This is a genomic window from Methylobacterium sp. Leaf123 (assembly GCF_001423405.1).
Lineage (GTDB): Bacteria > Pseudomonadota > Alphaproteobacteria > Rhizobiales > Beijerinckiaceae > Methylobacterium.
On record NZ_LMNS01000011.1, the window covers coordinates 1 to 23,602 of the forward strand.

Genomic DNA, 23,602 nt, shown 5'->3' on the forward strand with positions numbered 1-23,602 from the left:
CTCGATCTTGAACTCACGTCCGAACTTGCGACGCTGCATGGAGCACCTCCGGCTTCATCATCACACCTAAACTGGGTGTCCGTGAAACCGGCAGCAGGCCAGATCGATGACGCGGTCGGGGGCTAAGAGCCTCACAAAACTCCCGATCTCTGACCGTTCTCTCCCTGGCGATGACGGCGCAGCGGGAGTTTTGTGAGAGGCACTAAAGCGTGTTCGTGCCGACGATGCAGAAGCCATGTCCGAAAGGATCGCTGCAGAACGCAACCGGGGGAAAGCCCGGCACGCGGTGCACCTGTTCTGATCTTGCGCCGTTCGCCAAAGCGCGTTCGAGCGTCCCTTCGAAGTCATCGACCCGGAAATCGATGTGAACCGGTGTCCAATGGCGCTCATACCGGCGCAGGTCGTTGCTTCCCGGCGCAGGGGATGATCCGGCCGGTTTGGCCAGAAGCCCGATCGTCGCGTCGCCCGACGTCAGCATCGCGAAGCCGGGATGAGGCCGAGCCGTTTCGACGAACCCGAAGACATCGCCGAAGAACGTCAGACCCTCCTCGATCGACGGGACATCGATGGAAACCGTCACCTTCATGTCCGCCCTTCCCATCGCTCGTATGCCGACCGGCCTGTGGGGAGCTTAACGCGCGCCGCGCATCAAGTCCTGATCCTGCCAACGCCTCTCCTTCCCTATGAGCTTGGTCCTGAGGGTTAGGCGCACCGCCGCTCCGCGCGGACCGGCCGCACCGTCGGCATCGCGCCTCAGCCAAGGCCGGCAAAGACTTCGAACGAAGCGCGGATGCGCGCCTCCTCGATCCCGTCCACGATGAAGACGAGGCGGGAGGTGCGCGGCCCCTCCGGCCAAGCCGCCATATGCGTCGGCGGATGAACGAGATGCTGCACGCCGTGGACGGCGACCGGCCGCGCCTCTCCGGCGAGATCGAGGATACCCTTGACCCTCAGGATGCGGTGGCCATGGCGGTTGAGCAGCATCGACAGCCAGATGCCGAAGCCGCAGAGACATCGGTCGCGTTTCCCCATGCCGTTCCAGGCGAGATAAGGCGGCCGGATCGAACGGCGAGGACCGATGCGTCTCGGCCGGCCCTCACTCGGGGGCGGCGGCCGGGCTCTTCCGGAACGGGCCGATCAGGCGCTCGTACGCGGCTTCGGCGGGGCCGTAGCTGTTGCCCGCGAGGTCGCACAGCATCCCGCGGTTGCGGACGGTGACCAGGGCCCGCTTGGCCTGGATCGCGCCGTAGCCCTCGAGCGCCTGGATCGCCAGCGTCACGGTCGATCGCTGCGTCGCCAGCATGATCGACAGGAAATCGTGGGTAAGCGAGAGATCGTCGCCCTCCAGCCGGTCGTGCGCCATGAGGATCCAGCGGGCCAGCCGCTCCTCGACGGAGTAGGCGCCGTTCGACATCGCCGTCTGGCTCACGGTCGTCATCACCGTGTGGGTGTAGCGCAGCAGCAGGTCGTGCAGGGCGGGGCTGTTCCGCAGCGCGTCGCGGAACGCTTCGACCCCGATCCGCAGCCAGGGACCGCCGACCTGGACCAGAAGCTCGTGGGGCGCGCGATCCACGTTCAACACGCTGGCTGTGCTGACCATTCCCTCATAGCCGAAACAGCCGACCTCGATCCGCCGTCCCTCACTCGTGACGGCCACGTTCGACGACAATCCGGCCTCCGGAAAGTAGACGAAATCCAGCGGATCCCCGACGGACCAGAGGATGTCGCCTCTGCGGACCTCGACGCGCTCGAAGGGCGGCAGGAGCTGTTCCAGCTCGCTCGGCGGCAGCGCCTGTAGCAGGCGATTTCGTGGTGGTGATACGCCCATCGCTGGCTCCGGCCCCTCGCGTGTTCCTGTGGGAACGCCGGCTCGGAAGTCTGGGTTCTATGCCGCTGGACGGCGCGTGAGCCGCGCAGTTACCCCCGTGCCGAGGCCTCGGCCGGTTGGGCCGCGCGGACGGGAGCCCTTCGCCGCCCGGCCCGGCGGCGCAGCACGTAGAGAGTCAGCCCGGTCGCGAAGAAGCCGGGGAGCGCAAGCGCCGCAAGGCAGAACAGCAGGGCGACGGGCGCACCGAAGAAGCGCCCGCGATGCACCTCCAGCATGTTGTCGGCGATGCGCGGGCCGAGAGCCGCGTCGGCGGCGCGTTTGTCGGTGAGCGAGGCGCCGGTGCGGGCGTCGTAGGTGGCCTCGTTGCGGAGGCTCGAATCCGGTGCGTACCAGCGGATGCGGATTGCCGCGGCCTCCGGCCCCGGCAGGGTCAGGGTCGCAAGAGCCGCCCGGCGCGTGGCCGAGAACTCCGCCCAGGCGGTATCGACGGCCACTGAGCCTTCCGGGATCTTGCCCTCGGGGGGCTTGCCGCCGGGCGCGCGGTCTGCGGCCCGCGCCGGGGCCGCTTGGCCGGTCAGTAGCCATGTCGCGCCCGCGCGGTACCATTCATAGGACCACCACAGGCCCGACAGGGCGCTCACCGCGTAGAGCGGCAGAAGCCATGTCCCGGCCACCGCATGCAGCGACCACCAGCGGGCCCGGCCGGGCCGGGCGAGGTTCGGCCGGAGCCAGACCCGCCAGCCGTGCCGGCCGGGCCAGCGCAGATACAGCCCGCTGCCGAGGAAGACGAGCAGTGCGATGGCGCAGGCGCCGGTGATCGTACGGCCCCAGCCCTTGCCCTCGTCGGGAAGCAGCAGCCAGCGGTGCAATTCCCGCACGGTGGCGAAGAACGCTTCGAGCCGCACGGGGCCGAGCACGGTCCCCTCCGTGGGGTCGGCGTAGACGGGCGCGGGCCGCCCGCCGCTGGCCCGGTCGCGGGCAAACCGCGCCACGGCGCTCTGAGCGGGATCGCCCGACAGGGTCAGCGCGGAGACCCGCTGCCCTTGCAACTGCGCCTCGATCCGCGCCGCCAGGGCCGAGGGCGTGAGCGGCGGCCGGTCCTGCGCCGCCGAGACTTGGATCCGGTCGCGGTTGGCGAAGGCGGTGATCGCCTCCTCGTAGCTCATCAGCGCGCCCGTGAGGCCCATCAGCGCGAGCACGAGCCCGGCGGTGAGGCCGAGCGCCCAGTGCAGGCGAAACAGAACGGTGCGGGTGGGAGAGAAGGCTGAGGGCATGACGCTCGGAAAAAGTCAGTTCGGTTCGGCGTTCGGTTTCCGGACGGCGCGCCCCTCAGTAGCGCGCCGTCAGGCTGGCGAGCACGGTCAGGGGCGCGCCGGGCTGGTTGTTGAATGGGTTGAACGGCTGCTCGATGTAGCGCCGGTCGGTGAGGTTGCGGCCGTTCACGGCAAAGCGCCAGGTCGGGTCGATCTCGTAGAACACAGCCGCGTCGAGGCGGGCATAGGCGCCGACCTTGTAGGTGTTGGTGATGTCGCCGAAGCGCTCGCCGACATAGGTGAGGCCGCCGCCGAAGCCCCAGCCATGCAGGGGGCCGCCCTGGAACTGGTAGGTCGACCAGACGCTGGCGCTGAAGACCGGGGCCGCCGGCAGGCGGTTGCCGATGGCGACGGTCGCATCCTTCGTGACCTCGGCATCGAGATAGCCGATGCCGCCGATGACCTTCCAGCCCGGCAGGATCTCGCCGGCGATGTCGCCCTCGAACCCCTGCGAGCGCTGCTGGCCGGTGATGATCGAGAAGCCGGTATTGACCGGATCGGAGGCGGCGACGTTCGCCCGCAGGATGCGGAAGGCGGCGGCACTCACCGTGAGCCGGTCGGGGATCAGGTCGAAGCGGGCGCCCACCTCCACCTGCTCGCCGGTCTCCGGGGGCGGGCTCGCGACGTCGAGGACGTTGGCGGTCTGCGGCACGAAGGAGGTGGTGTAGCTGCCGTAGAGCGTGAGCGGCTCCACCGGCCGCCAGACGAGGCCGACCCGCGGCGAGACCCCGGTGAGGTGCTGCTCCGGCGGGATCGTCCGCGTGGTCGGCGTGCGCTGGAAATAGAGCTGGTCGGCGGTATCGAAGCGCACGCCGAGCACGAGCTGCAGGCCGGGAAAGAACTCGATCTGGTCCTGCATGTAGACGCCGAACAGGCTGAGCTTCTGCCGCAGGTCGCTCTGCAGGGCGAGCGTGCCGATTTGCGGCACCGAGCCCCGGATCGGGTTGAGGAAGGAGACCGAGGTCGCGGTCCCCTGCGTCGTGAACGGATGGCGGAACCCGTCCACGATCTCGAAACCGGCCAAGGCGGTGTGGCGGAAGCCGAACGGATCGATGAAGCGCCCGACCGCCTCGGTCCGGCTGTCGATCGAGTGATAGATCGATTCGCCCTCGGTGAGGCGCCGCGCCACCGTGGTGCCGGCGGCGTTCACGCCCGTCGCCCGGGTCGCCAGGAGATTGAACGATCCCCACTGGCCGTTGACCGCCTGCCGCAGGGTCAGGTTCTCATTGACGTCGTGCTCGGCCAGCAGGGTGATCGAGTTCGATTCGCCATAATAGCGCGACCACGGCTCGCCGTAGAAGCGGCGGATGTTATCGAGCGGCACCCGGCCGCGGAAGGCGATCAGGCCCTCGTCGTACTGGCTGTGCTGACGGGTGAACTCAGCGTTGAGGTAGACCCGCGTCGAAGGATCGGGTGTCCAGACGAAGGCCGGCGCGAAGAAGTGCCGGGAGTTTTCCGGGCCGCCGAAATCGCGGAAGGTCGCCTCGTTCTGCGTGCCGAAGCTGAAGCGGGCGGCAAGCCCCTCCACGCTCGGGATCGCGCCCGAAACCGAGCCCTGCACCCGCCGGAAGCCGAACGAACCGCCCTGGACCGTCAGGTCGGCGGAGGGCGTGAGGGTCGGCTGGCGCGTGACGATGTTGATCAGGCCGCCGGGGTCGCCCTGGCCGTAGAGCACGGAGGCCGGGCCCTTGAGCACTTCGATCCGCTCGACATTGGCGAGGTCACGCTGCGTCGGCTGAAAGGTGTTGGCCGGGTTCAGCACCAGCCCGTCGATGGCGTAGGTCTGCGTGCGGAAGCCGCGCAGGATGTAGGTGTCGGAGCGCCCTTGAATGGTGCCCCCCGGCTGGACGTTGCTGACATTGGTGAGCGCGTCGGTCAGGCGCACATTCTGCTGATCGACCAGAACCTCGCGCGGGACGACTTGAATCGATTGCGGCGTGTCGCGCAACGCCGTGTCCGTCCGCGTCGCGGTGGCCGAGCGCGTGGCGCGGTATCCGACGACCGGACCGCTCGCCCGCTCGCCGTTGCCCGCAACCGAAAGTTCGGACAAAACCGCCTCGGCCCCCTCCGGGGGGACGGTTTGCGCTTGGGCGCCGAGGGGCCAGGACAGGGCGAGGCCGAGCAGGACGCGTGAGCCGGTGATGAGCGCGGCCGATCCCGGTGTGACGGGATGCGGTCTTCCCTGCGCTGCGTTGCTCATGGCCGTTCCGATTCGAGAGCCGGCTCCACGGAGTCGGTACGGCGCGTTTACATATGTGGCTTTGAACGCGGCAAGCGTTTGCTTGTCTATTTTGTGGGATTTGTCCGATTTAGAGAGCGCGTCGTTGCGCAAGAACAACATTTTATTCTGGGTCTAAAGTAAAAATGAGGCTGCGTCGGTTGCATGTCCGGGAAGTCTTCGCTCGAAGCGATCCTGCGGCGCCGATGTTCGGTTCGTTCGCGGGCGGCGTTGCCCCCGCGGAGGCTGCTCGCGCCGCGTGCGCTTTCATGTCTACAATCGTCCCGACAATCCTTGCGCGATTGCCATGGCCGGGGCGCACCGACATGCGACGCCTTCTCAAGTTCCTGCACACGATGGGGGCGGTCGGGCTGATGGGGGCGATGGCCTGCCTCGTCATCCTCCTGAGCCACACCCCGCCCCCCGCCTCGCTCGCCGGCTACGCCCTGATGCGCGGGGCGATGGGCTCGGTCGCGACATGGATCTTCCTGCCCTCGCTCGGCCTCACGCTGATTTCCGGGCTGCTGGCGGTCGCGCTGCATCCGGGCTTTCGCGAAGCGGGGTGGGCCTGGATCAAGCTCGCCACCGGCGTGCTGGTGTTCGAGGGCGGCTTCGTCGGCATCCAGGGGCCGATGCAGGAGGAGGCCCGGCGCAGCGCCGCCGCGCTCCGGGGCGAGATCGATCCCGCCACCCTCACGGGCGCGCTGGCGGCCGAGAGCAACACCCTCTGGGTGATCCTCGCGGTCGCGGTCATCAACGTCGTGCTCGGCATCTGGCGGCCGCGCATCCTGCGGCTTCCGCGCTCCGACGTGTCACGGCCGGCCTGACGGGGTATTGGGGCAAAAGGCACTTGGGGGACAGGGCGCCTTGGGGGAACATGGGGTGACGCGGAACGCTTTCGGGCGAAGCTCCGTTGCCGCCCCTGGGGCTCGTATGGGATCAAGGGAGGCGGTGCGCCGGCACGGCTCCCGGCAGATGGGACGGCGGAGGAGCGTGATGGCGACGCGAGGCTTTACCGGGCGGCCCCCCGCCGCGGCGATCCGCGAGCGGCTTCCGCCGGGTCAGTACCTCACCGACGATTTCCCCGTGCTTCAACTCGGGCCGACACCGCGGGTCTCGACCGAGGGCTGGCGCTTCACCCTGCGCCAGGGTTCGCGACCGCTGGCGAGCTGGACTTGGGACGAGTTCATGCAACTCCCCCGCACCCGCTGGAGCGGCGACATCCATTGCGTGACCAAGTGGTCGAAGTTCGACACCGCCTGGGAGGGCGTGAGCTTCGACGATATCCTCGCGGCGGCCGGTCTCGAGGCGCCGACGGGCTTCCTTCTGGCGGAGAGCCACGACGATTACACCACCAATGTGCCGGTGGCGGATCTGACCGGCGGCAAGGCGATGGTGGCGACCCATTACGACGGCAAGCCGATCCCGCCCGACCATGGCGGCCCGGCCCGTCTCCTCGTGCCGCATCTCTATTTCTGGAAAAGCGCCAAATGGGTGAAGGGCCTGCGCTTCACCGAACGGGACGAGGCCGGGTTCTGGGAATTGCGCGGCTACCACATGTATGGCGACCCCTGGCGTGAGCAGCGTTTCAGCGGCGATTGAAGGATTGCCCGACGTGACCGGCATCGCGCCCTCGCCCTTGCCATCCCCCTGGCGGGCCGTGACGATCCGGGCGATCACGCCCGTGACGCCGCGGGTGAAAAGCTTCCGCTTCGGCCCCCTGGATCGCCCGCACCGGGCGGGCCAGCACGTCGACGTGCGCCTCACCGCGCCCGACGGCTACCAGGCGCAGCGCAGCTACTCCATCGCCTCGGCGCCGGACGATCCCGCCGGGATCGAGCTGATGATCGAGGGATTGGAGGCGGGCGAGGTCTCGGGCTTCTTCGACACCGTGGCCGAAATCGGCGACGCGATCGAGCTGCGCGGTCCCCTCGGCGCGTTCTCGTGGAGCCCGGAGGAGGGCGGGCCGGTGCTGCTGATCGGCGGCGGCTCCGGCATCGTGCCGCTGCTGGCCATGGTGCGCGCGCGGACGCGGCGGGCGTCCAAGGTGCCGATGCTGCTGATCTACTCGGTGCGCAATGCCGCCGAGGCCATCGCCCGGGCGGAGCTGGCCGCGCTCTCCCGCGACGAGACCGGATTCGACCTGACCCTGCTCCTGACCCGCGAGGGACCGACCGCGGGCCGGCGCATCGACCGCGTGATGATCGATACCGCGATTGAATGCTTAGGGATGCCGCGCCACGCCTTTGTCTGCGGCAGCAACGGCTTCGTCGGCACGGTGGCCGATCTGCTGGTGGATGCGGGCGTGAAGCCGGGCGTGGTCCGCACGGAGCGGTTCGGCGGCTGACGTCGTTCCGGTTCGGGGGCCCCGAGCGGGAAGGGCGCAAGGATCGCCCTTCGACGGCAAGGCCGCCAGCCTGTCCGCGGCCGTTCTGCAAGGGAGCCGGCCCGGATCAGAACCGGCTCTCCTCAAGCTCACGCGAGGGCGCCTTGGTTGCCGAACCGGTCTCCGGGTTCGGCGGCGGGCGCTCAGCCTTCCTCGTCGCCGTCCGAATCGTTGTCGATCAGATCGGAGACGTCGTCGTCGCCATCCTCTTCCTCGAGGAAGGTGTCGTCGTCCGTTCCCCCGGCGGCGTTGTCGCCACCCTCTTCGTCGTCCACGGCGATATCGGCATCGTCCTCGCTGGCCTCGGCCTCATCGAGGGAGACGATCTCCGGGCCGGCCTTCTCGTCCTCGTCCTCGTCGTCATCCGTGGTGCGGCTGACAACGGGCGGGGCGACGCGGGACGTCGCGACTTGGTAGATCGTGCCGCATTTCGGGCAGGTCGCCGGATCACGGTCGAGATCGTAGAACTTGGCACCGCAATTCATGCACTGGCGTTTGACGCCGAGTTCCGGTCTAGCCACGGCTGCGCACCTCTGGGGACGGATAACGGAAAGGATCCGGGGGAGGGGCCCCGTTAGTCGCAGCCTCCGCCCATGTCAAACGCCGTGTCACGGAGCATGCCGCGTTGGACGACGAGCAGGGTGCCGAAGGGCGAAGCCGGGCGCCCGGCGAGAACGGTTGCAACGAAGGATGGGGCGGTGTCAGGCGCGACGCGCCCACTTGTTCTGCCGCCGCTCGACGTTGATGCGCAGGAGCCGACCGAAGGCCGTCTCGCCCACCCGTCCGCCGCGGTCGAACTCATGAAGGACGGCTTCGAGGGCGACGATGCGTTCGCTGGGGCGGCGATAGGCGCTTTCCAGCTCGTTCAAGGCTTCAACAATGCATGTGCCCGCCGCCGAATCGGCGCTGGCCGAAGCATGATCAACCTTGCGGAGGCATTGGCGCATGGGCGTCATGGCCTGAACTATAAGCATATGATTGTCTTTGTCGACCGTTTGATGCAGCGCCAAGCATGCCCTGCCCCTATTTTGCACAGGGCCGGATTAACGAAACTCAGTCGAGTGCCGCGCCGCGCGTGATCGGCGGCGGAACTGTCCGCGACCGGAGGTTTATCACTAGAGGTTGGAATATTCCGGCAGAATAGTACTCTGTTGGCGGGGCCGCCGAGCGAGCCGTAGCGAGGGTTCCGCCAGCACCATCAGACCGTCGCCGGCCTTCCGGATGACGCGGGCCGGTCCGCGTGGTAACGGGCGCCGGTCGCGCCGGGCCTGTCCGGCGGGCGGCTCTCGGTGCCCTCCCGGTGCCGACACGCCTCAGCGCAGCGCTCGAGCAAGACGCAGATTCCCGTGTCGCACGATTCCGAACCGCAGCCCGTCACCGCGTATCCCGGAGGCCCGTTGAACGGGTCCCTGAAGCCGCCGGGCGACAAGTCGATCTCCCACCGGGCGATGATCCTGGGCATGCTAGCCATCGGCGAGACGCGGGTCGAGGGGCTTCTGGAGGGCGACGACGTGCTGCGCACGGCGGCCGCCGCCAAGGCGCTCGGGGCGCAGATCACCCGCGAGGGCGAGGGGCGCTGGCGGATCGTCGGCGTCGGCATCGGCGGGATGCAGGATCCCGACGGCGTGCTCGATTTCGGCAATGCCGGCACCGGCTCGCGGCTGATGATGGGCGTCGTCGGCGGCCAGCCCGTGACCGCGACCTTCGACGGCGATGCGAGCCTTCGCAAACGGCCGATGCGGCGCATCCTCGATCCGATCCTGAAGATGGGTGCCGAGATCGTGTCCGAGGCCGAGGGCGGGCGCGTGCCGCTGACCCTGAGAGGCCCGCGCGAGGCGATTCCGATCCGCTACGAACTGCCGGTGGCCTCGGCGCAGATCAAGTCGGCGGTGCTGCTCGCCGGGCTCAACGCGCCGGGCACCACCACCGTCATCGAGACAGCCGCCTCCCGCGACCATACCGAGCGGATGCTGCGCCTGTTCGGCGCGGAGGTGACCGTCACGCCGTCGGGCGAGGGCGGTCATGGCCGCACCGTCACGCTCACCGGCCAGCCGACCCTGCGCGGCACCGACGTGGTCGTGCCCGCCGATCCGTCCTCGGCCGCCTTCCCCCTTGTGGCGGCTCTGATCGTGCCGGGCTCCGAAGTGATTCTGCGCGGCGTGATGATGAATCCGCTGCGTACCGGCCTCATCACCACGCTGATCGAGATGGGGGCCGACATCGCCCGCCTCGACGAGCGCGAGGAGGGGGGCGAGACGGTGGCCGACCTGCGGGTGCGCGCGAGCCGCCTGAAGGGCGTCGATGTGCCGGCCGAGCGGGCCCCTTCGATGATCGACGAATATCCCATCCTGGCGGTCGCCGCGGCGTTTGCCGAGGGGACGACCCGAATGAACGGCCTGCACGAATTGCGGGTCAAGGAATCCGACCGGCTCGCGGCGGTCGCCGCCGGGCTTGCCGCCAACGGCGTCGCCCACGCCATCGAGGGCGACGACCTGATCGTGACCGGTGACGGGCAGGCACCCGCGGGCGGCGGCACGGTCGCGACCCATCTCGATCACCGCATCGCCATGGCCTTCCTCGTCCTGGGGCTCGCCGCCAAGAGCCCCGTCACCGTGGATGACGGTGCGATGATCGCCACGAGCTTCCCGAGCTTCCGCCCGACCATGCTGGCGCTCGGCGCCCGGATCGAGGACGGGGCCGCCGCATGATCCCGGATGATATCGCCGTGCATCGGGACAACACGCCCCTCGTCATCGCCATCGACGGCCCGGCCGCCTCGGGCAAGGGCACGCTCGCCAAGCGACTCGCCCTGCATTACGGCCTGCCGCATCTCGATACCGGCCTGCTCTACCGCGCGGTCGCGCTGACCCTGCTCGATGCGGGGGACGACCTCGACGACACGGGAGCCGCGGCGCGGGCCGCCTCCGACCTGTCGGCGGAACGGCTGTCCGACCCGCGCCTGCGGGAGCGGGCGATGGGCGAGGCGGCGTCGCGGGTCTCCTCGGTGCCGGAGGTCCGCGCCGCCCTGCTGTCCTGGCAGCGGCGCTTCGCCGAGACTGCGGAGGGAGCGGTGCTCGACGGGCGCGACATCGGCACCGTCGTCTGCCCGGATGCGCGGGTGAAGCTGTTCATCATCGCCGCCCCGGAAGAGCGGGCGCGCCGCCGCCATCGCGAACTGCTCGGCCGCGGCGAGGAGACCACGCTCGCCGCGATCCTCGCCGACATCCGTGCCCGCGATGCCCGCGATTCGAGCCGCGCCGCCGCCCCGCTAAAAGCCGCCGAGGATGCGGTGGTGCTCGACACCACCGAACTCGACGCCGAAGCCGCCTTCGCCGAGGCGGTCGCCATCGTCGAGCGGCTCAAGGCCGCCTGAGGGGCTATCCCGCCTCGCCGAGGTTTTAATTAATCCAAGCCTCCACCCGTGCCGCGAGCGCCTGCGGATCGCCGGCGAGATGCAGGCGCTTCGTGCGGGAGGTCTCGCCGGAGACCAGCGTCACCTCCGCCTTCCGCAGCCCCAGGCTCTTGGCGACGAAGGCGGTGAGGGCCGCGTTGGCGGCGCCCTCGACCGGCGGAGCCGCCACCCGCAGGGACAGGACCGGCCGCCCGCTCGCCTCCATGCGAACGCCGTCGAGTCCGGTGCGGCTGGCACGCGGCGTCAACCGCACCGCCAGGACGAGGCCGTCCGCGTCGAGGGTGAAGGGGCTTTGCGTCATCAGGGTCTCGCCGGCTCCGCTTCCCGATAGAGCGGACAGCCTCCCGTGCCGAGGGATATCCCTCCCACTCGGGGGCGTGTCATCGGGAAATCAACGGGTCATCGGTCCGGCCTGAGCCCATGCGCGCTGCTGGCGCGTAGAGACGAGCCGGTTCGGATCCCGCTTCCGTTCGAGCGGAGGACGATGGGCGCGTCCGGCACGATCCCCCCGAGAGAAAGCGGCAGCCGGGTCGAAGCGTCTTCGCGGCGCGGTTTCACGTCATCGTGACTTCTCAGGGCAGGTTCGGGGTGGGCCATGGAGCACGCGTCTCGCCTGCCCGGATGAGGTTGCGTTGATCGCGAAACGCGAAACTTCAGCGCAGATGGTTGGCCTCGGAAAGTAATTTTTTGCCGCGGCGTCGCAGCCTGTGCGCCGCAGCAAGATTTAACTTTTGTGGCTTTCCTCTCGCCTTGAAGCGAGTTGCACGATTCGATGATGCCGACCCGAAAAGATGATGCCGACATCATGTACCGCCTCCTCGTTCAGGGGGTGACGGACTACGCGATCTACATGCTGTCCCCGGACGGCGTCGTCGCGAACTGGAATGCCGGGGCGCAGCGGGCCAAGGGCTACACGGCCGAGGAGATCATCGGGCAAAACTTCTCCTGCTTTTACACCCCGGAGGATCGCGCCGCCGGCTTGCCCGACCGGGGCCTTAGAACGGCTGAAACCGAGGGCCGGTTCGAGGCGGAGGGTTGGCGTCTGCGCAAGGACGGCACCCGCTTCTGGGCGCATGTCGTGATCGACGCGATCCACGACGACGAGGGCCATTTCATCGGCTTTGCCAAGATCACCCGCGACTGCACCGAGCGGCGCGCCAGCGCCGTCGAACTCGGCACGGCTCTCGACAACCTCGACCTCGCCATGTCCAACATGGCCCAGGGCCTATGCCTCATTGACGGCGCGGAGCGCGTGGTCCTCGCCAACGAGCGGATGCACGAGATCCTCGCGGTGCCGGGCTGTGAGCCCTTGGCCGGCGCCACGATCCGAGCGGTGCTGTCGGAGGCGCTCAGCGAAACCGCCGCTCTCCTCTTCCTGCGGGACCATCTGCTTTCCGATCTCGACCTCCACAAGCCTGCGATTTCCGAGATCATGCATCAGGACCGGATCCTGTCGGTCACAACCCGGCGGCTCGCCGCGGGCGGCTGGGTGTCGACCTTCGCCGACGTGACCGAGCGGCGCCGTTTCGAGAACCAGATCCAGTACCTTGCCCAGCACGATCCCCTGACGGATCTCGCCAACCGCGCGACGCTTCATCAGATCCTGACCGAGACGCTCGCCGCGGAGACGGGCGGGCGCTGTGCGGTCCTCTATATCGATCTCGACCGCTTCAAACCGATCAACGACACGTTCGGCCACGCGGTCGGCGATCGACTGCTCCAGGAGGTCGCCCTTCGCCTGCGGCGGACGGTGAGCCCGCGGGACGTCATCGCGCGCCTCGGCGGCGACGAGTTCGCGGTGATCCTCAGACCCGCCGACCCCAACCGGCTCGCGGGCACCGCCCAGCAGTTCCTCGATGCCCTCAACCAGCCCTACGCCGTCAAGCGGCTGCCGATCCGGATCGGCGCCAGCATCGGCATCGCTCTGGCACCGCCCGTCGGGTGCGATCCCGATCTCCTCCTGCGCAATGCCGACCTCGCCCTCTATGCGGCCAAGAGGCAGGGCCGGAACCGCTACAGCTTCTACGACCCGGCGATGGGCGACCGCGCCGCGGCGCGGTCGAGACTCGAGGCGGAGCTGAATCGCGCCGTGGAGCGGCGCGAATTCGTCCTGCACTACCAGCCGATCGTGCGCGCCCGAACCGGCGCGACCATCGGCTTCGAGGCGCTGCTCCGCTGGCGGCGGCCGGACGGGGTGGCGATGTCGCCTGCGGAGTTCGTGCCGGTGGCCGAGGAAGCGGGCCTGATGCCCGAGATCGGGGCCTGGGTTCTGACGGAGGCCTGCCGTGAGGCAGCCGCGTGGCCCGTCCCTCTCACCGTGGCCGTCAACGTCTCGGCGACGCAGTTGCGGAGTGCCCTCTTCCTCCATGCCGTCGAGCGGGCGCTCGCCGAGAGCGGCCTGCCGCCTCAGCGCCTGGAGATCGAGATCACCGAGACGGCGGTTCTGGAAAACCGGGAACTGGCGCTCAACCTGCTCCGGCGGCTGCGGGCGCTGGGGGTGATGATCGCCCTCGACGATTTCGGGACCGGCTACTCGTCGTTGAGCTTCGTCCACACCTTCCCGCTCACCCGCATCAAGATCGACCGGAGCTTCGTTCAGGGCCTTGACCGGGAGCCGCATTCGACCGCGATCGTTCGGGCCATCATCGGCCTGTCGCGCAGCCTCGGTCTCGCGATCACGGCGGAGGGGGTGGAGACGGACGAGCAGCGCCGGTTGCTCGCCCGGGAGCGCGGACTCGATCTGCAGGGCTACCTGCTCGGCCGCCCGGAGGCGACGGCGCGCCTCGATCCCCCCGCCCGGCTGCGCCGGCCCGCACGGCGCGCGGCTGCGTCGAAGACCCATGAGGCAGGGGTCCAGGGGCATCCGGAGGCCGCCTGAAAACGACCCTCCGCAAGCCGCCTCACTCGCGTTCCCATCGGAACCGGACGTTCGATCGGGTCTTGCACGGAGGGCCCGATGCCGGCTTGACCCCAATGCTTGGGCTCGTCACGCAGACAAGCTCAGTTGTGCGCAATATACAGGGTGAGGACTGAACAAGTGGAGTGGGCGGCTGTGGATGCGCTTGCGCCGTTCGGGGCAGGCTGATAGCGGATTGTACGCTGCCGGTTTAGCTCAGTTGGTAGAGCAACCGCCTTGTAAGCGGTAGGTCGCGAGTTCGAGTCCCGCAACCGGCACCATCCCACCCGCGATCTTGCAGACAGGCCGGGCAGCGCCCGCGAGCATTGTCCAGATCAATGGCTTGCCGGCCCGAGATGCGGCACGGGGCAATCGTCACCGACGCGTGACGCGATAGGGGAAGCGCGGCATTGGCTCCCTTTCAGAACTCTTAGAAATGTAACCAATGATGGTGCATTTAGAAAAGGTTTAAGGCTCTTTCCACGGGCGGCTGAGGCGTTCGGCCACGGCGTGAAGCCGTCATCCGGATGGGGCGTTCGGACGTATGCGTAAATCGCTGAGTTTCACGCCGCCGGATCTGCAGGAGGCCCGGCCTGAGCCGGTGCGCCACCGCTACGTCTTCTACATTCCCGGTTATGATCCCGAGGCGAAGACCCGCTACCGGCTGCTCTTCATGCGGGAATGGACCCGCTACACCAAGCGGTTCGGCGGCAAGCGGGAGATTTCCCGCGCGCAAACGAGCGAGGACGGGCTGGTCCAGAGCTGGACCGTCAGTGCGCCCGAGCAGGGCGACGGGGCCGAGACGCGCTACGACGTCCTTCTGTGGGACGACATCGTCGCCGCCGACTTCGCCCGCTCCCGCTTTCTCAGCGTGGCGCTTCTTGTCGCCGGCACCCTGCACATGATCCTGATCGGCCTGCTGTTTCGCTTCTACCGGCGGAGCTGGAAATACGGCAACGTCATCCTCTACCCCTTCGTGATGGTGGTCCTGCTCACCGCCCTGTCCCTCGTCATCGGGGTGACGGTGCATGCTCATCTCGGCGACGGGTTCGGCCACAGCCTGCGGCTGCCGCTCTGGGTCTCGCTGCCTCTGGCCGTGGTGGCGGGCATCGTCTGGATCAAGGCGATCGAAGCCTTCCTGAACCGCGTCTTCTTCTGGCAGCTCCTGAACGATTGGGTGTTCAACTGGCAGCACGGCCAGGGCTGGCGGCCCGATTACGAGCGCCGCCTCGATGCCTTCGCCGCGCATATCCTGTCCGCCCTCGCGGCGCGGGCTGCGGCGGGGGAGGCGACCGACGAGGTGATGATCGTCGGCCATTCCTCCGGCGGGCTGACGGCAGTCGAAGTCGCGGTGCGCGTGCTCGCCCGTGACCGGACGATCGGCACCTCCGGCGCCAACCTCTCCCTCGCGACCCTCGGGTCCGGGCTACCGCTCGTGGCGATGCAGCCGGCGGCCAAGCGCCTGCGGGCGGAGATCGCGGGCCTCGTCACGGAGCGGCGCATCGTCTGGTGCGACTTCCACGCGCCGCAGGACTGGATGAACTTCCCCGGCTTCAATCCGCTGCACCATCTCGGTCTCGACCTGCACGGGCAGCCGATCGCCAATCCCCTCGTGCGCTCGGCGCGGTTTCGCGACCTGCTCTGCCCGGAGACCTACCGGCGGGTGCGCTTCCGGCCCTTCCGGATGCACTTCCAGTTCCTGCTCGCGAACGAGCGGCCGGGCGCCTACGATTTCTTCGCGATGACCCTGGGCCCGCAACGGCTGCGCGAGCAGGTGCTCGCCCCCGCTTCCTGCCCCGAGCGTGAGCCCGCCCTGCCGCTCTGAGCCGGGCGGTGCGACGCCGCTACAGCGAAAACCGATCCACCTCCTCCAGCAGCCGCACGAAGGTGCGCGCGCCGTAATCGAGGGCGGCCTCGCCGGCTTCCGCCGTGCCGAGGCGGGCGTCGCCCAGAGCCCCGGACGGGTGGAGGTCCTCCGTCTTCCAGGCGAAGGCCGCCGGGCGGCCGGCGCGCAGCAGCGCGAAGTCGCGCTCCATCGCCACCGTGCGGGACTCGAAATCCTGGATGTGGTCCCGCCGCACGAGCTCGGGCCGCAGCGCCAGCATCAAGGCGGTCTCGATGCCGCCGGCATGGATGCCGTGGCGGATCTCACCCGCCGGAAACAGCCCCTCTGGCAGCCCGAGCCGGCTCCACGAGGTCGTCACTGCGACCATGCCGAAACGGCCGCGCAGCTCGCCCGCCGCGAGGTCGATGAGCGCGCTGTTGCCGCCGTGCGACGAGACGATCACGAGCTTCGTGCAGCCCGCCCGGTGCAGGCTCGCGCCGATCTCGGTCCAGGCCGCAAGCGCGGTTGGCGCGGTCAGGCTCAGCGTGCCGGGGAAGGAATCGTGCTCGTCCGATTTGCCGACCGCCTGGACCGGCAGGAGCAGCACGTCGAGCGCCTCCGGCACCTGCTCTGCGACCCGCGCGAGATAGCCTTCCGCGATCAGGGTGTCGGTCCCGAGCGGGAGATGCGGCCCGTGCTGCTCCACCGCGGCGACCGGCAGGACCGCGATGGCGCGGCTCATGTCGCGGGCACGGATTTCCGCCGTGGTCAGGTCGAGCCAGGATCGCGCCGGCATGCTGTCATCTCCGTGGTCGCGGGTCGAGCGCCGCGCTCAAACGCTTTCGGTCTCGTTCGAGCGGAAACCGCATCAACCGCGCGTTAGTCAAGTTGGCGCAAGAGTTGCCGGATTGTCCCCTTTGCCATTGCCGAATCCTCGTGAACACCCTTCCCCAGAACAGGCTTGGCGCGATGCCCTCCGATACGGGTGCGGCGAATGACGACTCGTCCGAGTCGATGCGCCGGGAACTGGCCCGCCTGCGGGAGATGCTGGAGCAGAATTCGGACTGGATCTGGGAGGTCGATGCGCAGGGGCGCTACACGTATGCCTCGCGCCAATGCGTCGCCCTGCTCGGCCGCGAGCCGGACGAGGTGCTGGGTCGGACCCCCTTCGACTTCATGCCGCCGGACGAGGCCGAGCGGGTCGGCCGGATCTTCGGCGCCATCGCCGCCGAGCAGCGGCCTTTCGCCCAGCTTCTCAACCGCAACCTGCGCAAGGACGGACGCATCGTCGTGCTGGAAACCAGCGGCGTGCCGCTGCTCGGTCCCGACGGCGCGTTGCGCGGCTATCGCGGCATCGACCGGGATGTGACGGAGCGGGAGGCGGCCAACGAGCGGCTCCGCTACATCGCCCGCCACGACGACCTCACGGGCCTGCCCAACCGGATGTATCTGCGCGAGCATCTCGCGGGGCGACTGGCTGCCGGACAGCGACCCGGCGTCCTCTGCCTCGATCTCGACGGTTTCAAGCCGGTCAACGATCGCCTCGGCCATGCCGCGGGTGATCGCGTCCTCACGGAAGTCGGCCGCCGGCTTGCCGAGCTGGCGGCCTCGCAAGGCCTGTTCGCGGCCCGGCCCGGCGGCGACGAATTCGTCCTGATCCTGCCGGACGGCATCGCCATGTCGCCCGAGGCCGTTCGTGCGGTCATCGCTGCCCCCATCGCCATCGAGGCCGAGACGGTGCGGATCAGCGCCAGTCTCGGCTTCGCTTCGGCACAGGGCCCCGAGGACACGGTCGATGCCCTGCTCGCGCGGGCCGACCGTGTCCTCTACGCGGCCAAGGAGGCGCTCAAACGGGTGGGTGTCAGCGACGGCTTCTGAGAATCCAGCCGAGGCCGAAGGCGGCCGCGGCGACCAGGGCCAGGGTCGAGCCGCGGTTCTCTTCGGCGCGCACCGCGAGGGCGCGACCGCGCCGGTTCGCCTCGTCGCGCAGATGCCGCCCGCGGGCATGGGCCTCGTCGTGGAGATGGCGGCCCCGTCGCGTAGCCTCGTCACGCAGGTGACGGCCGCGGGAGACCGCCTCGTCGGCGATCCGGTAGCCGTCCTCGTAGATGTCCTCGGCCCGCTCGCGGGTCCGGCCATAGGCCGCCTGCGCCACGCCCGCGACCTGTTCGTAGGCACCCTCGACCTGCGGACGGGCCCGGCCTGCGACAGCGCCGACCACGGTGCGGCCACGGCCCTTGAGGTTGCGGAAGCCGCCCTCGATCTGGTCCCGGTTCATGATGAATTCCCTTTGATCAAATATCTGCCGAGCCCACCCAATGAGGGGGCTCGAAATGAAGAAGCCGCACCCGGTCAGGTGCGGCTTCGGCCGTCGGATTTGGGTTGGGAAATCCTGCCGGCCTAAGGCCTTAGAGCTTGCTCTTCACCGCATCGGCGGCGTTCTTCACGCCTTCCTTGGCCTCGCCGACGGTGCGCTGGGTCTTGCCTTCGACCTCCTGCGCCTTGCCCTCGGCCTGCAGCTTGTCGTTGCCGGTCACATTGCCGACGCCCTGCTTGACGTTGCCGGCGACCTCGTTGGCGGCGCCCTTGATCTTGTCGGTCGTGCTGCTCATCGGGTTTCTCCGTTCATGGGTCTTGCGTCGCCTCGCGACGCTCTCGGCAAACTGAACGGGAGCCCGGAGCGCTTGGTTCCACTCCTATGATGGGGCGTGCATCGCCGCACACGCGTCGGCCACTGCATTCGCAGCCGCCACGACCGGAGCGACGTTCAAAAAATATCTGGGCGGCGGCCAAATATTTTCCTGTCAGCGCTTGGGTCACGAGCGGTTACGTATGCGGTATCCAAAATTCCAATATGGCTAAGCCGGGCACCCGTTCCGGTCCGCCAAGAAGACGTGAGTTCGAGGGACCGCTCCATGGCCGTTCAAGCCGCCGATCCATTACCCGGCGCCAGCGCTTATTCCGCCTCGCGCGCCGATTCGCCTTTGGGCGGGCGCTGGGGACAGCTCATCCTCGGCGTGCTGTGCATGTCGATGATCGCCAACCTGCAGTACGGGTGGACGCTGTTCGTCAATCCGATCAACGACAAGTACCAGTGGGGCAAGCCGGCGATCCAGGTCGCCTTCACGATCTTCGTCCTCACCGAGACCTGGCTCGTGCCGATCGAGGGCTGGTTCGTCGACAAGTACGGCCCGAAGGTCGTCACGCTGTTCGGCGGCGCGCTCTGCGCCATCGGCTGGGCGATGAACTCGGTCGCCGACTCGCTGTGGTTCCTGTATCTCGCCGCCGCCATCAGCGGCATCGGTGCGGGCGCGGTCTACGGCACCTGCGTCGGCAACGCCCTCAAGTGGTTCCCGGATCGCCGCGGGCTGGCCGCCGGTCTCACCGCCGCGGGCTTCGGCGCCGGCTCGGCGCTCACCGTCATCCCGATCGCCGCGATGATCCGCGACAGCGGCTACCAGCACACCTTCCTCGTCTTCGGCCTCGGCCAGGGCATCGTCGTGATGGTCGCCGCCCTGCTGCTCTCCGCGCCGAGCGCGGCCTACAAGGAGCGGATGCTCGCCGGTCGCGTCTCCCCCAACGCCACGAGCCGCCGCCAGTACTCCTCCGCCGAGATGGTCCGCACCCCGGTCTTCTGGCTGATGTACGCGATGTTCGTGATGATGGCCGCCGGCGGCCTGATGGCGACGGCCTCGCTCGCGCCCATCGCCAAGGACTTCCAGGTCGATTCGATCCCCGTCTCGCTGATGGGCCTGACCCTGCCGGCGCTCACCTTCGCGCTGACCATCGACCGCGTGCTCAACGGCGTGACCCGGCCGGTCTTCGGCTGGATCTCCGACCGGATCGGGCGTGAGAACACCATGTTCGTCGCCTTCATGATCGAGGGGGCCGGCATCCTGGCGCTCGGCATGTTCGCCCACTCGCCGATGGCCTTCGTGCTGCTCACCGGCCTCGTGTTCTTCGCCTGGGGCGAGATCTACTCGCTGTTCCCCTCGACCTGCGCCGACACCTACGGCGACAAGAACGCCACCGCCAATGCCGGCCTGCTCTACACCGCCAAGGGCACGGCCTCGCTGATGCTGCCGGCCTTCCTGGCGATCCAGACCGCCACCGGCTCCTGGCAGAACGTGTTCTACCTCGCCTCCGGCATGGCCTTCGTCGCCGGCTTCCTCGCGCTCTTCGTCCTGAAGCCGATGCGCGCCCGCTTCGTGGCCCGCAACCAGTGACGGAGGCGACCGTGACGCGCTGGATCGGCTTCGTCCGCGACGGCGAGTCCGGCTTCGGCCGGCTCGACGGCGAGCGGATCGAGGTCTGCGAGGGCGACCTGTTCGGCGAGAACCGGCCGACGGGTGAGGTGCTGGCGCTCGCGGATGTGAGCGTCGGCCTGCCCTGCCGGCCCTCGAAGATGATCGCCCTGTGGAACAATTTCGGGGCGCTCATGGACAAGCAGGGCCTGTCGCGGCCCGAGGCGCCCCTGTTCCTGATCAAGCCCGCCAACACCTTCCGGCCCTCCGGCGCGGTGGTGGCGGTGCCGGAGGCGGCGGGCCGGGCGCTCTACGAGGGCGAACTCGGAATCGTGATCGGCCAAGTGGCCGGCAAGGCGGCGCGCGACCTCACCGAGGAAGAGGCCGCCGACCACGTCTTCGGCTTCACCTGCGTGAACGACGTCACCGCCTCGGCGATCCTCAAGGCGGATGCGAGCTTCACGCAGTGGACCCGCGCCAAGGGCCTCGACGGCTTCGGGCCGTTCGGTCCGGTCATCGCCACCGGGCTCGACCCTGCGGCGCTGACCGTACGCACCCTGGTGAACGGGCGCGAACGCCAGAACTTTCCGATCGGCGACATGCTGATCCCGGTGCCCCGCCTCGTGGCGCAGCTCTCCCAGGGGCTGACGCTGGAGCCGGGGGACGTGATCGCCTGCGGTACCTCGGTGGGGTCGGGTCCGATCCCCAAAGGCGCCACGGTCGACGTGGTGATCGAGGGCATCGGAACGCTCTCGAACCGGTTCGATTAAAGGCACGCTCAAGCAAAAGTGGTCTCCGCGGCCGGACGGAACCGGCCTCGAACGGCGTTTCACAACAGAGCCGGCGGAGCAGAGAACGGCAGCACGGGTGAGAACATGAGCATCGCGATCGTCGGCGCCGGCGCCATCGGCGGATATCTCGGAGTCAGGCTGGCGGAGGCCGGCGAGGACGTGACCTTCATCGCCCGCTCCAACGCGGCGGCGATCCAGGCGGACGGCATGCGCCTGATCGAGGAGGACGGCACCGAGATCCACTCGAAATCCGTCAAGGCGACCCGCTCCATGCAGGAGGCGGGCGTCCACGAGATCGTGCTGCTGACGGTAAAGGCGCATCAGGTCGGCCCGATCGCCGCCGACCTGCACCACCTGATCGGACCCGACACCGTCGTCGTGACGATGCAGAACGGGATTCCGTGGTGGTACTTCATGGGCGGCCATGGTGGCGAGCATGCCGGCACGCGGCTGGAAAGCGCCGATCCCGGCGGGCTGATCGCCGACCATCTCGACCCCAAACACGTCATCGGCTCGGTGGTCTATCCGGCGACCGTGCTCACCGATCCCGGCACCGTGAAGGTGATCGAGGGCAACCGCTTCGGTCTGGGTGAACTCGACGGCTCGAAGTCGGAGCGGGTGCTCGCCCTCTCGCAGCGCCTCGCCAAGGCCGGCTTCCGCGCGCCCGTCACCAGCGATATCCGCGCCGAAATCTGGCTCAAGCTGTGGGGCAACCTCAGCTTCAACCCGATCTCCGCGCTCACCCATGCGACGCTGGAAGACATCTGCCGCTTCCCCGACACAAGGGCGATCGCCGCCGAGATGATGCGGGAGGCCGAGGTCATCGCCAACCGGCTCGGCGTCACCTTCCGCCTCGGCATCGACAAGCGCATTGCCGGCGCCGAGAAGGTCGGCCCGCACAAGACCTCGATGCTTCAGGACGTGGAGGCCGGCCGGCCGATCGAGCTCGAAGCCCTCGTCGGCTCGGTGATCGAACTCGGCCGCCTCACCGGCACGCCGACCCCGCATATCGACACCGTCTTCGCCCTGATGCGGCTCCTGGCCCAGAGCCTGGAGCGCGCCAACGGCCGCCTCGCGATCCAGGGAGCATGACGATGCTTCTGCCCGAAACGTCCACCCTTCTCCCCACCGACTCCAAGGAGGCCAGCGTGCCCGCGACGACTCTTCACGAGCTGATCCAGGCCGGCGCCGATGCGGCCCCCGCCCTGTCGAGCCCCGGCGGCGTGCCGCTGACCTTCCAGGCCCTACGGGCGCTGACCGAGCGTACGATCGCCGACCTCAACGCCCGCGGCATCGGCCGCGGCGACCGGGTGGCGATCGTGCTGCCGAACGGCCCGGAGATGGCCGCTGCCTTCATCGCGGTCGCCGCCGGCACCACCTCGGCGCCGCTCAACCCGAGCTACAAGGCCGACGAGTTCGAGTTCTACATGAGCGACCTCGGAGCCAAGCTCCTGCTGGTCGCGGAGGGCTCCGAGTCGCCGGCCGTCGCCATCGCGGAGAAGCTCGGCGTGTCGGTGGCCCGCCTGCGGCCGACCCCGGAAGAGGGCGCCGGCAGCTTCACGCTGCACTTCGCCGGTGAGAGCGCCGGCCCGGCGGAGAAAAGCGGCCCCGCCGCTTCGGACGACATCGCCCTGGTGCTGCACACCTCCGGCACCACCTCTCGGCCGAAGATCGTGCCGCTGACGCAGGCCAATGTCTGCGCCTCGGCGCGCAACATCCGCACCGCGCTCGCCTTCGGGCCCGAGGATCGCGGCCTCAACATCATGCCGCTGTTCCACATCCACGGCCTGATCGCCGGCATCCTCGCCCCGCTCTCGGTGGGTGGCCAAGTGTCCTGCACGCCGGGCTTCAACGCGCTGAAGTTCTTCGGCTGGATGGATGAGGTGAACCCCACTTGGTACACCGGCGTGCCGACCATGCATCAGGCGATCCTGGGCCGGGCCGCGCGCAACAAAGAGATCATCGCGCGCAACCCGCTGCGCTTCATCCGCTCCTCGTCCTCGTCCCTGCCGCCGCAGGTGATGAAGGAGCTGGAAGAGACCTTCGGTGCGCCCGTCATCGAGGCCTACGGCATGACCGAGGCCGCGCACCAGATGGCTTCGAACCCGCTGCCGCCCAAGCCGCATTATGCGGGCTCGGTCGGCCTCGCGGCGGGCCCGGAGATCGCCGTGGTCGATCTGGACGGCGAGCCGCTGCCCGCGGGCGAGACCGGCGAGATCGTCATCCGCGGCGACAACGTGATGACGGGCTACGAGAACAACGAGAAGGCCAATGCCGAGGCCTTCACCCGGCAGGGCTGGTTCCGCACCGGCGATCAGGGCGTGCTGAGCCCCGAGGGCTACCTCTCGATCACCGGGCGCCTCAAGGAGATCATCAACCGCGGCGGCGAGAAGATCTCGCCGCGCGAGGTCGACGAGATCCTGATGGACCACCCGGCGGTGTCGCAATGCGTCACCTTCGCCGTGCCGCACGACAAGCTCGGCGAGGATGTCGCCGCCGCGATCGTTCTGCGCGAGGGCGTCGAGGCGGTGGAGAAGGACATCCGCAGCTTCGCCTCGGAGCGTCTGGCCGCCTTCAAGGTGCCGGCCAAGATCTTGATCCTCGACGAAATCCCCAAGGGCGCCACCGGCAAGCTCCAGCGCATCGGGCTGGCGCAGAAACTCGGGCTGGTCTGAGAGACGACCGCTTC

The 23,602-nt window shown here is 68.8% G+C and carries 22 protein-coding genes, 1 tRNA gene and 1 pseudogene; 13 read left to right on the forward strand and 11 right to left on the reverse strand.

Annotated elements, in window-relative coordinates; genetic code table 11:
• Positions 1 to 202: 202 nt before the first annotated feature.
• The 5 genes and pseudogenes from ASF53_RS09560 to ASF53_RS09580 form a co-directional block, all read right to left on the reverse strand.
• Positions 203 to 586: a VOC family protein gene (locus ASF53_RS09560; protein WP_056197369.1), complete on the reverse strand. Its 384-nt coding sequence runs from the start codon at positions 584 to 586 to the stop codon at positions 203 to 205.
• A gap of 167 nt (positions 587 to 753) precedes the next feature.
• Positions 754 to 1,002 (reverse strand): annotated as a pseudogene (locus ASF53_RS09565) (GTP-binding protein); the annotation flags it as partial.
• 94 nt (positions 1,003 to 1,096) lie between these two features.
• The gene (locus ASF53_RS09570; RefSeq protein WP_056197372.1) at positions 1,097 to 1,828 is read right to left on the reverse strand and encodes a Crp/Fnr family transcriptional regulator; all 732 of its coding nucleotides are present in this window, start codon (positions 1,826 to 1,828) and stop codon (positions 1,097 to 1,099) included.
• An 89-nt stretch (positions 1,829 to 1,917) separates the two neighbouring features.
• On the reverse strand, positions 1,918 to 3,102 hold the full coding sequence (locus tag ASF53_RS09575) for a PepSY-associated TM helix domain-containing protein (RefSeq protein ID WP_056197373.1): 1,185 nt from the start codon (positions 3,100 to 3,102) through the stop codon (positions 1,918 to 1,920).
• A 55-nt stretch (positions 3,103 to 3,157) separates the two neighbouring features.
• Positions 3,158 to 5,341, reverse strand: coding sequence for a TonB-dependent siderophore receptor (locus ASF53_RS09580; protein ID WP_056197376.1), 2,184 nt, complete (start codon positions 5,339 to 5,341; stop codon positions 3,158 to 3,160).
• Between the two features lie 344 nt (positions 5,342 to 5,685).
• On the opposite strand from ASF53_RS09580, the gene ASF53_RS09585 reads away from it, so the two are divergent.
• From ASF53_RS09585 to ASF53_RS09595, 3 genes are all read left to right on the forward strand, one after another.
• On the forward strand, positions 5,686 to 6,186 hold the full coding sequence (locus ASF53_RS09585; protein ID WP_056197378.1) for a hypothetical protein: 501 nt from the start codon (positions 5,686 to 5,688) through the stop codon (positions 6,184 to 6,186).
• 169 nt (positions 6,187 to 6,355) lie between these two features.
• Positions 6,356 to 6,961, forward strand: coding sequence for a sulfite oxidase-like oxidoreductase (locus ASF53_RS09590; RefSeq protein WP_056197381.1), 606 nt, complete (start codon positions 6,356 to 6,358; stop codon positions 6,959 to 6,961).
• Positions 6,962 to 6,974: 13 nt separating this feature from the next.
• Positions 6,975 to 7,706: a ferredoxin reductase gene (locus ASF53_RS09595; RefSeq protein WP_056197438.1), complete on the forward strand. Its 732-nt coding sequence runs from the start codon at positions 6,975 to 6,977 to the stop codon at positions 7,704 to 7,706.
• Between the two features lie 182 nt (positions 7,707 to 7,888).
• Here the strand turns inward: ASF53_RS09595 and ASF53_RS09600 are convergent, their stop codons facing one another.
• Together ASF53_RS09600 and ASF53_RS09605 are read right to left on the reverse strand one after the other, a co-directional pair.
• A complete protein-coding gene (locus ASF53_RS09600) occupies positions 7,889 to 8,266 on the reverse strand; it encodes a TIGR02300 family protein (protein WP_082482617.1) in 378 nt (125 codons plus the stop codon).
• A gap of 180 nt (positions 8,267 to 8,446) precedes the next feature.
• Positions 8,447 to 8,713, reverse strand: coding sequence for a hypothetical protein (locus ASF53_RS09605; protein ID WP_502690579.1), 267 nt, complete (start codon positions 8,711 to 8,713; stop codon positions 8,447 to 8,449).
• Between the two features lie 378 nt (positions 8,714 to 9,091).
• Between ASF53_RS09605 and aroA the strand changes: the two genes are divergently transcribed.
• Together aroA and cmk are read left to right on the forward strand one after the other, a co-directional pair.
• The gene (gene aroA / locus ASF53_RS09610) at positions 9,092 to 10,453 is read left to right on the forward strand and encodes a 3-phosphoshikimate 1-carboxyvinyltransferase (RefSeq protein ID WP_056197384.1); all 1,362 of its coding nucleotides are present in this window, start codon (positions 9,092 to 9,094) and stop codon (positions 10,451 to 10,453) included.
• Positions 10,450 to 11,118 carry a (d)CMP kinase gene (cmk, locus tag ASF53_RS09615; RefSeq protein ID WP_056197386.1) on the forward strand — a complete coding sequence of 223 codons (669 nt, stop codon included), beginning with the start codon at positions 10,450 to 10,452 and terminating at the stop codon, positions 11,116 to 11,118. Before aroA ends, cmk begins: the two co-directional genes overlap by 4 nt.
• Positions 11,119 to 11,143: 25 nt before the next feature.
• On the opposite strand, the gene ASF53_RS09620 is transcribed toward cmk, so the two are convergent.
• A complete protein-coding gene (locus ASF53_RS09620) occupies positions 11,144 to 11,458 on the reverse strand; it encodes a DUF167 family protein (protein ID WP_056197389.1) in 315 nt (104 codons plus the stop codon).
• Between the two features lie 504 nt (positions 11,459 to 11,962).
• On the opposite strand from ASF53_RS09620, the gene ASF53_RS09625 reads away from it, so the two are divergent.
• From ASF53_RS09625 to ASF53_RS09635, 3 genes are all read left to right on the forward strand, one after another.
• The gene (locus ASF53_RS09625; RefSeq protein WP_286134284.1) at positions 11,963 to 14,035 is read left to right on the forward strand and encodes a sensor domain-containing protein; all 2,073 of its coding nucleotides are present in this window, start codon (positions 11,963 to 11,965) and stop codon (positions 14,033 to 14,035) included.
• Between the two features lie 223 nt (positions 14,036 to 14,258).
• Positions 14,259 to 14,334: transfer RNA gene (locus ASF53_RS09630), tRNA-Thr, on the forward strand.
• A 263-nt stretch (positions 14,335 to 14,597) separates the two neighbouring features.
• A complete protein-coding gene (locus tag ASF53_RS09635; protein WP_056197390.1) occupies positions 14,598 to 15,878 on the forward strand; it encodes a hypothetical protein in 1,281 nt (426 codons plus the stop codon).
• 19 nt (positions 15,879 to 15,897) lie between these two features.
• Here ASF53_RS09635 and ASF53_RS09640 read toward each other — a convergent pair whose 3' ends face one another.
• Positions 15,898 to 16,674 carry a creatininase family protein gene (locus tag ASF53_RS09640; RefSeq protein WP_056197392.1) on the reverse strand — a complete coding sequence of 259 codons (777 nt, stop codon included), beginning with the start codon at positions 16,672 to 16,674 and terminating at the stop codon, positions 15,898 to 15,900.
• Positions 16,675 to 16,814: 140 nt separating this feature from the next.
• On the opposite strand from ASF53_RS09640, the gene ASF53_RS09645 reads away from it, so the two are divergent.
• Positions 16,815 to 17,756 carry a diguanylate cyclase domain-containing protein gene (locus ASF53_RS09645; RefSeq protein ID WP_056197395.1) on the forward strand — a complete coding sequence of 314 codons (942 nt, stop codon included), beginning with the start codon at positions 16,815 to 16,817 and terminating at the stop codon, positions 17,754 to 17,756.
• On the opposite strand, the gene ASF53_RS09650 is transcribed toward ASF53_RS09645, so the two are convergent.
• Both ASF53_RS09650 and ASF53_RS09655 read right to left on the reverse strand, forming a co-directional pair.
• The gene (locus ASF53_RS09650) at positions 17,740 to 18,156 is read right to left on the reverse strand and encodes a CsbD family protein (RefSeq protein WP_056197397.1); all 417 of its coding nucleotides are present in this window, start codon (positions 18,154 to 18,156) and stop codon (positions 17,740 to 17,742) included. The two genes, ASF53_RS09645 and ASF53_RS09650, sit on opposite strands and share 17 nt — an antisense overlap.
• 130 nt (positions 18,157 to 18,286) lie before the next feature.
• The gene (locus tag ASF53_RS09655; RefSeq protein WP_056197399.1) at positions 18,287 to 18,490 is read right to left on the reverse strand and encodes a CsbD family protein; all 204 of its coding nucleotides are present in this window, start codon (positions 18,488 to 18,490) and stop codon (positions 18,287 to 18,289) included.
• Positions 18,491 to 18,793: 303 nt separating this feature from the next.
• Here ASF53_RS09655 and oxlT point away from each other — a divergent pair, with 303 nt between their 5' ends.
• The 4 genes from oxlT (at position 18,794) to ASF53_RS09675 (ending at position 23,588) form a co-directional block, all read left to right on the forward strand.
• Complete coding sequence (gene oxlT / locus ASF53_RS09660; RefSeq protein WP_056197402.1) at positions 18,794 to 20,104, forward strand: oxalate/formate MFS antiporter; 1,311 nt, start codon at positions 18,794 to 18,796, stop codon at positions 20,102 to 20,104.
• 11 nt (positions 20,105 to 20,115) lie between these two features.
• Positions 20,116 to 20,892, forward strand: a complete 777-nt coding sequence (locus ASF53_RS09665) for a fumarylacetoacetate hydrolase family protein (RefSeq protein WP_056197442.1) — start codon at positions 20,116 to 20,118, stop codon at positions 20,890 to 20,892.
• 105 nt (positions 20,893 to 20,997) lie between these two features.
• Entirely contained in the window at positions 20,998 to 22,005 is a 1,008-nt protein-coding gene (locus tag ASF53_RS09670) for a 2-dehydropantoate 2-reductase (protein WP_056197403.1), read from the forward strand.
• Positions 22,006 to 22,007: 2 nt separating this feature from the next.
• Positions 22,008 to 23,588 (forward strand): acyl--CoA ligase, encoded by a 1,581-nt coding sequence (locus tag ASF53_RS09675; RefSeq protein WP_056197444.1) that lies wholly within the window; start codon positions 22,008 to 22,010, stop codon positions 23,586 to 23,588.
• Positions 23,589 to 23,602 lie beyond the last annotated feature (14 nt).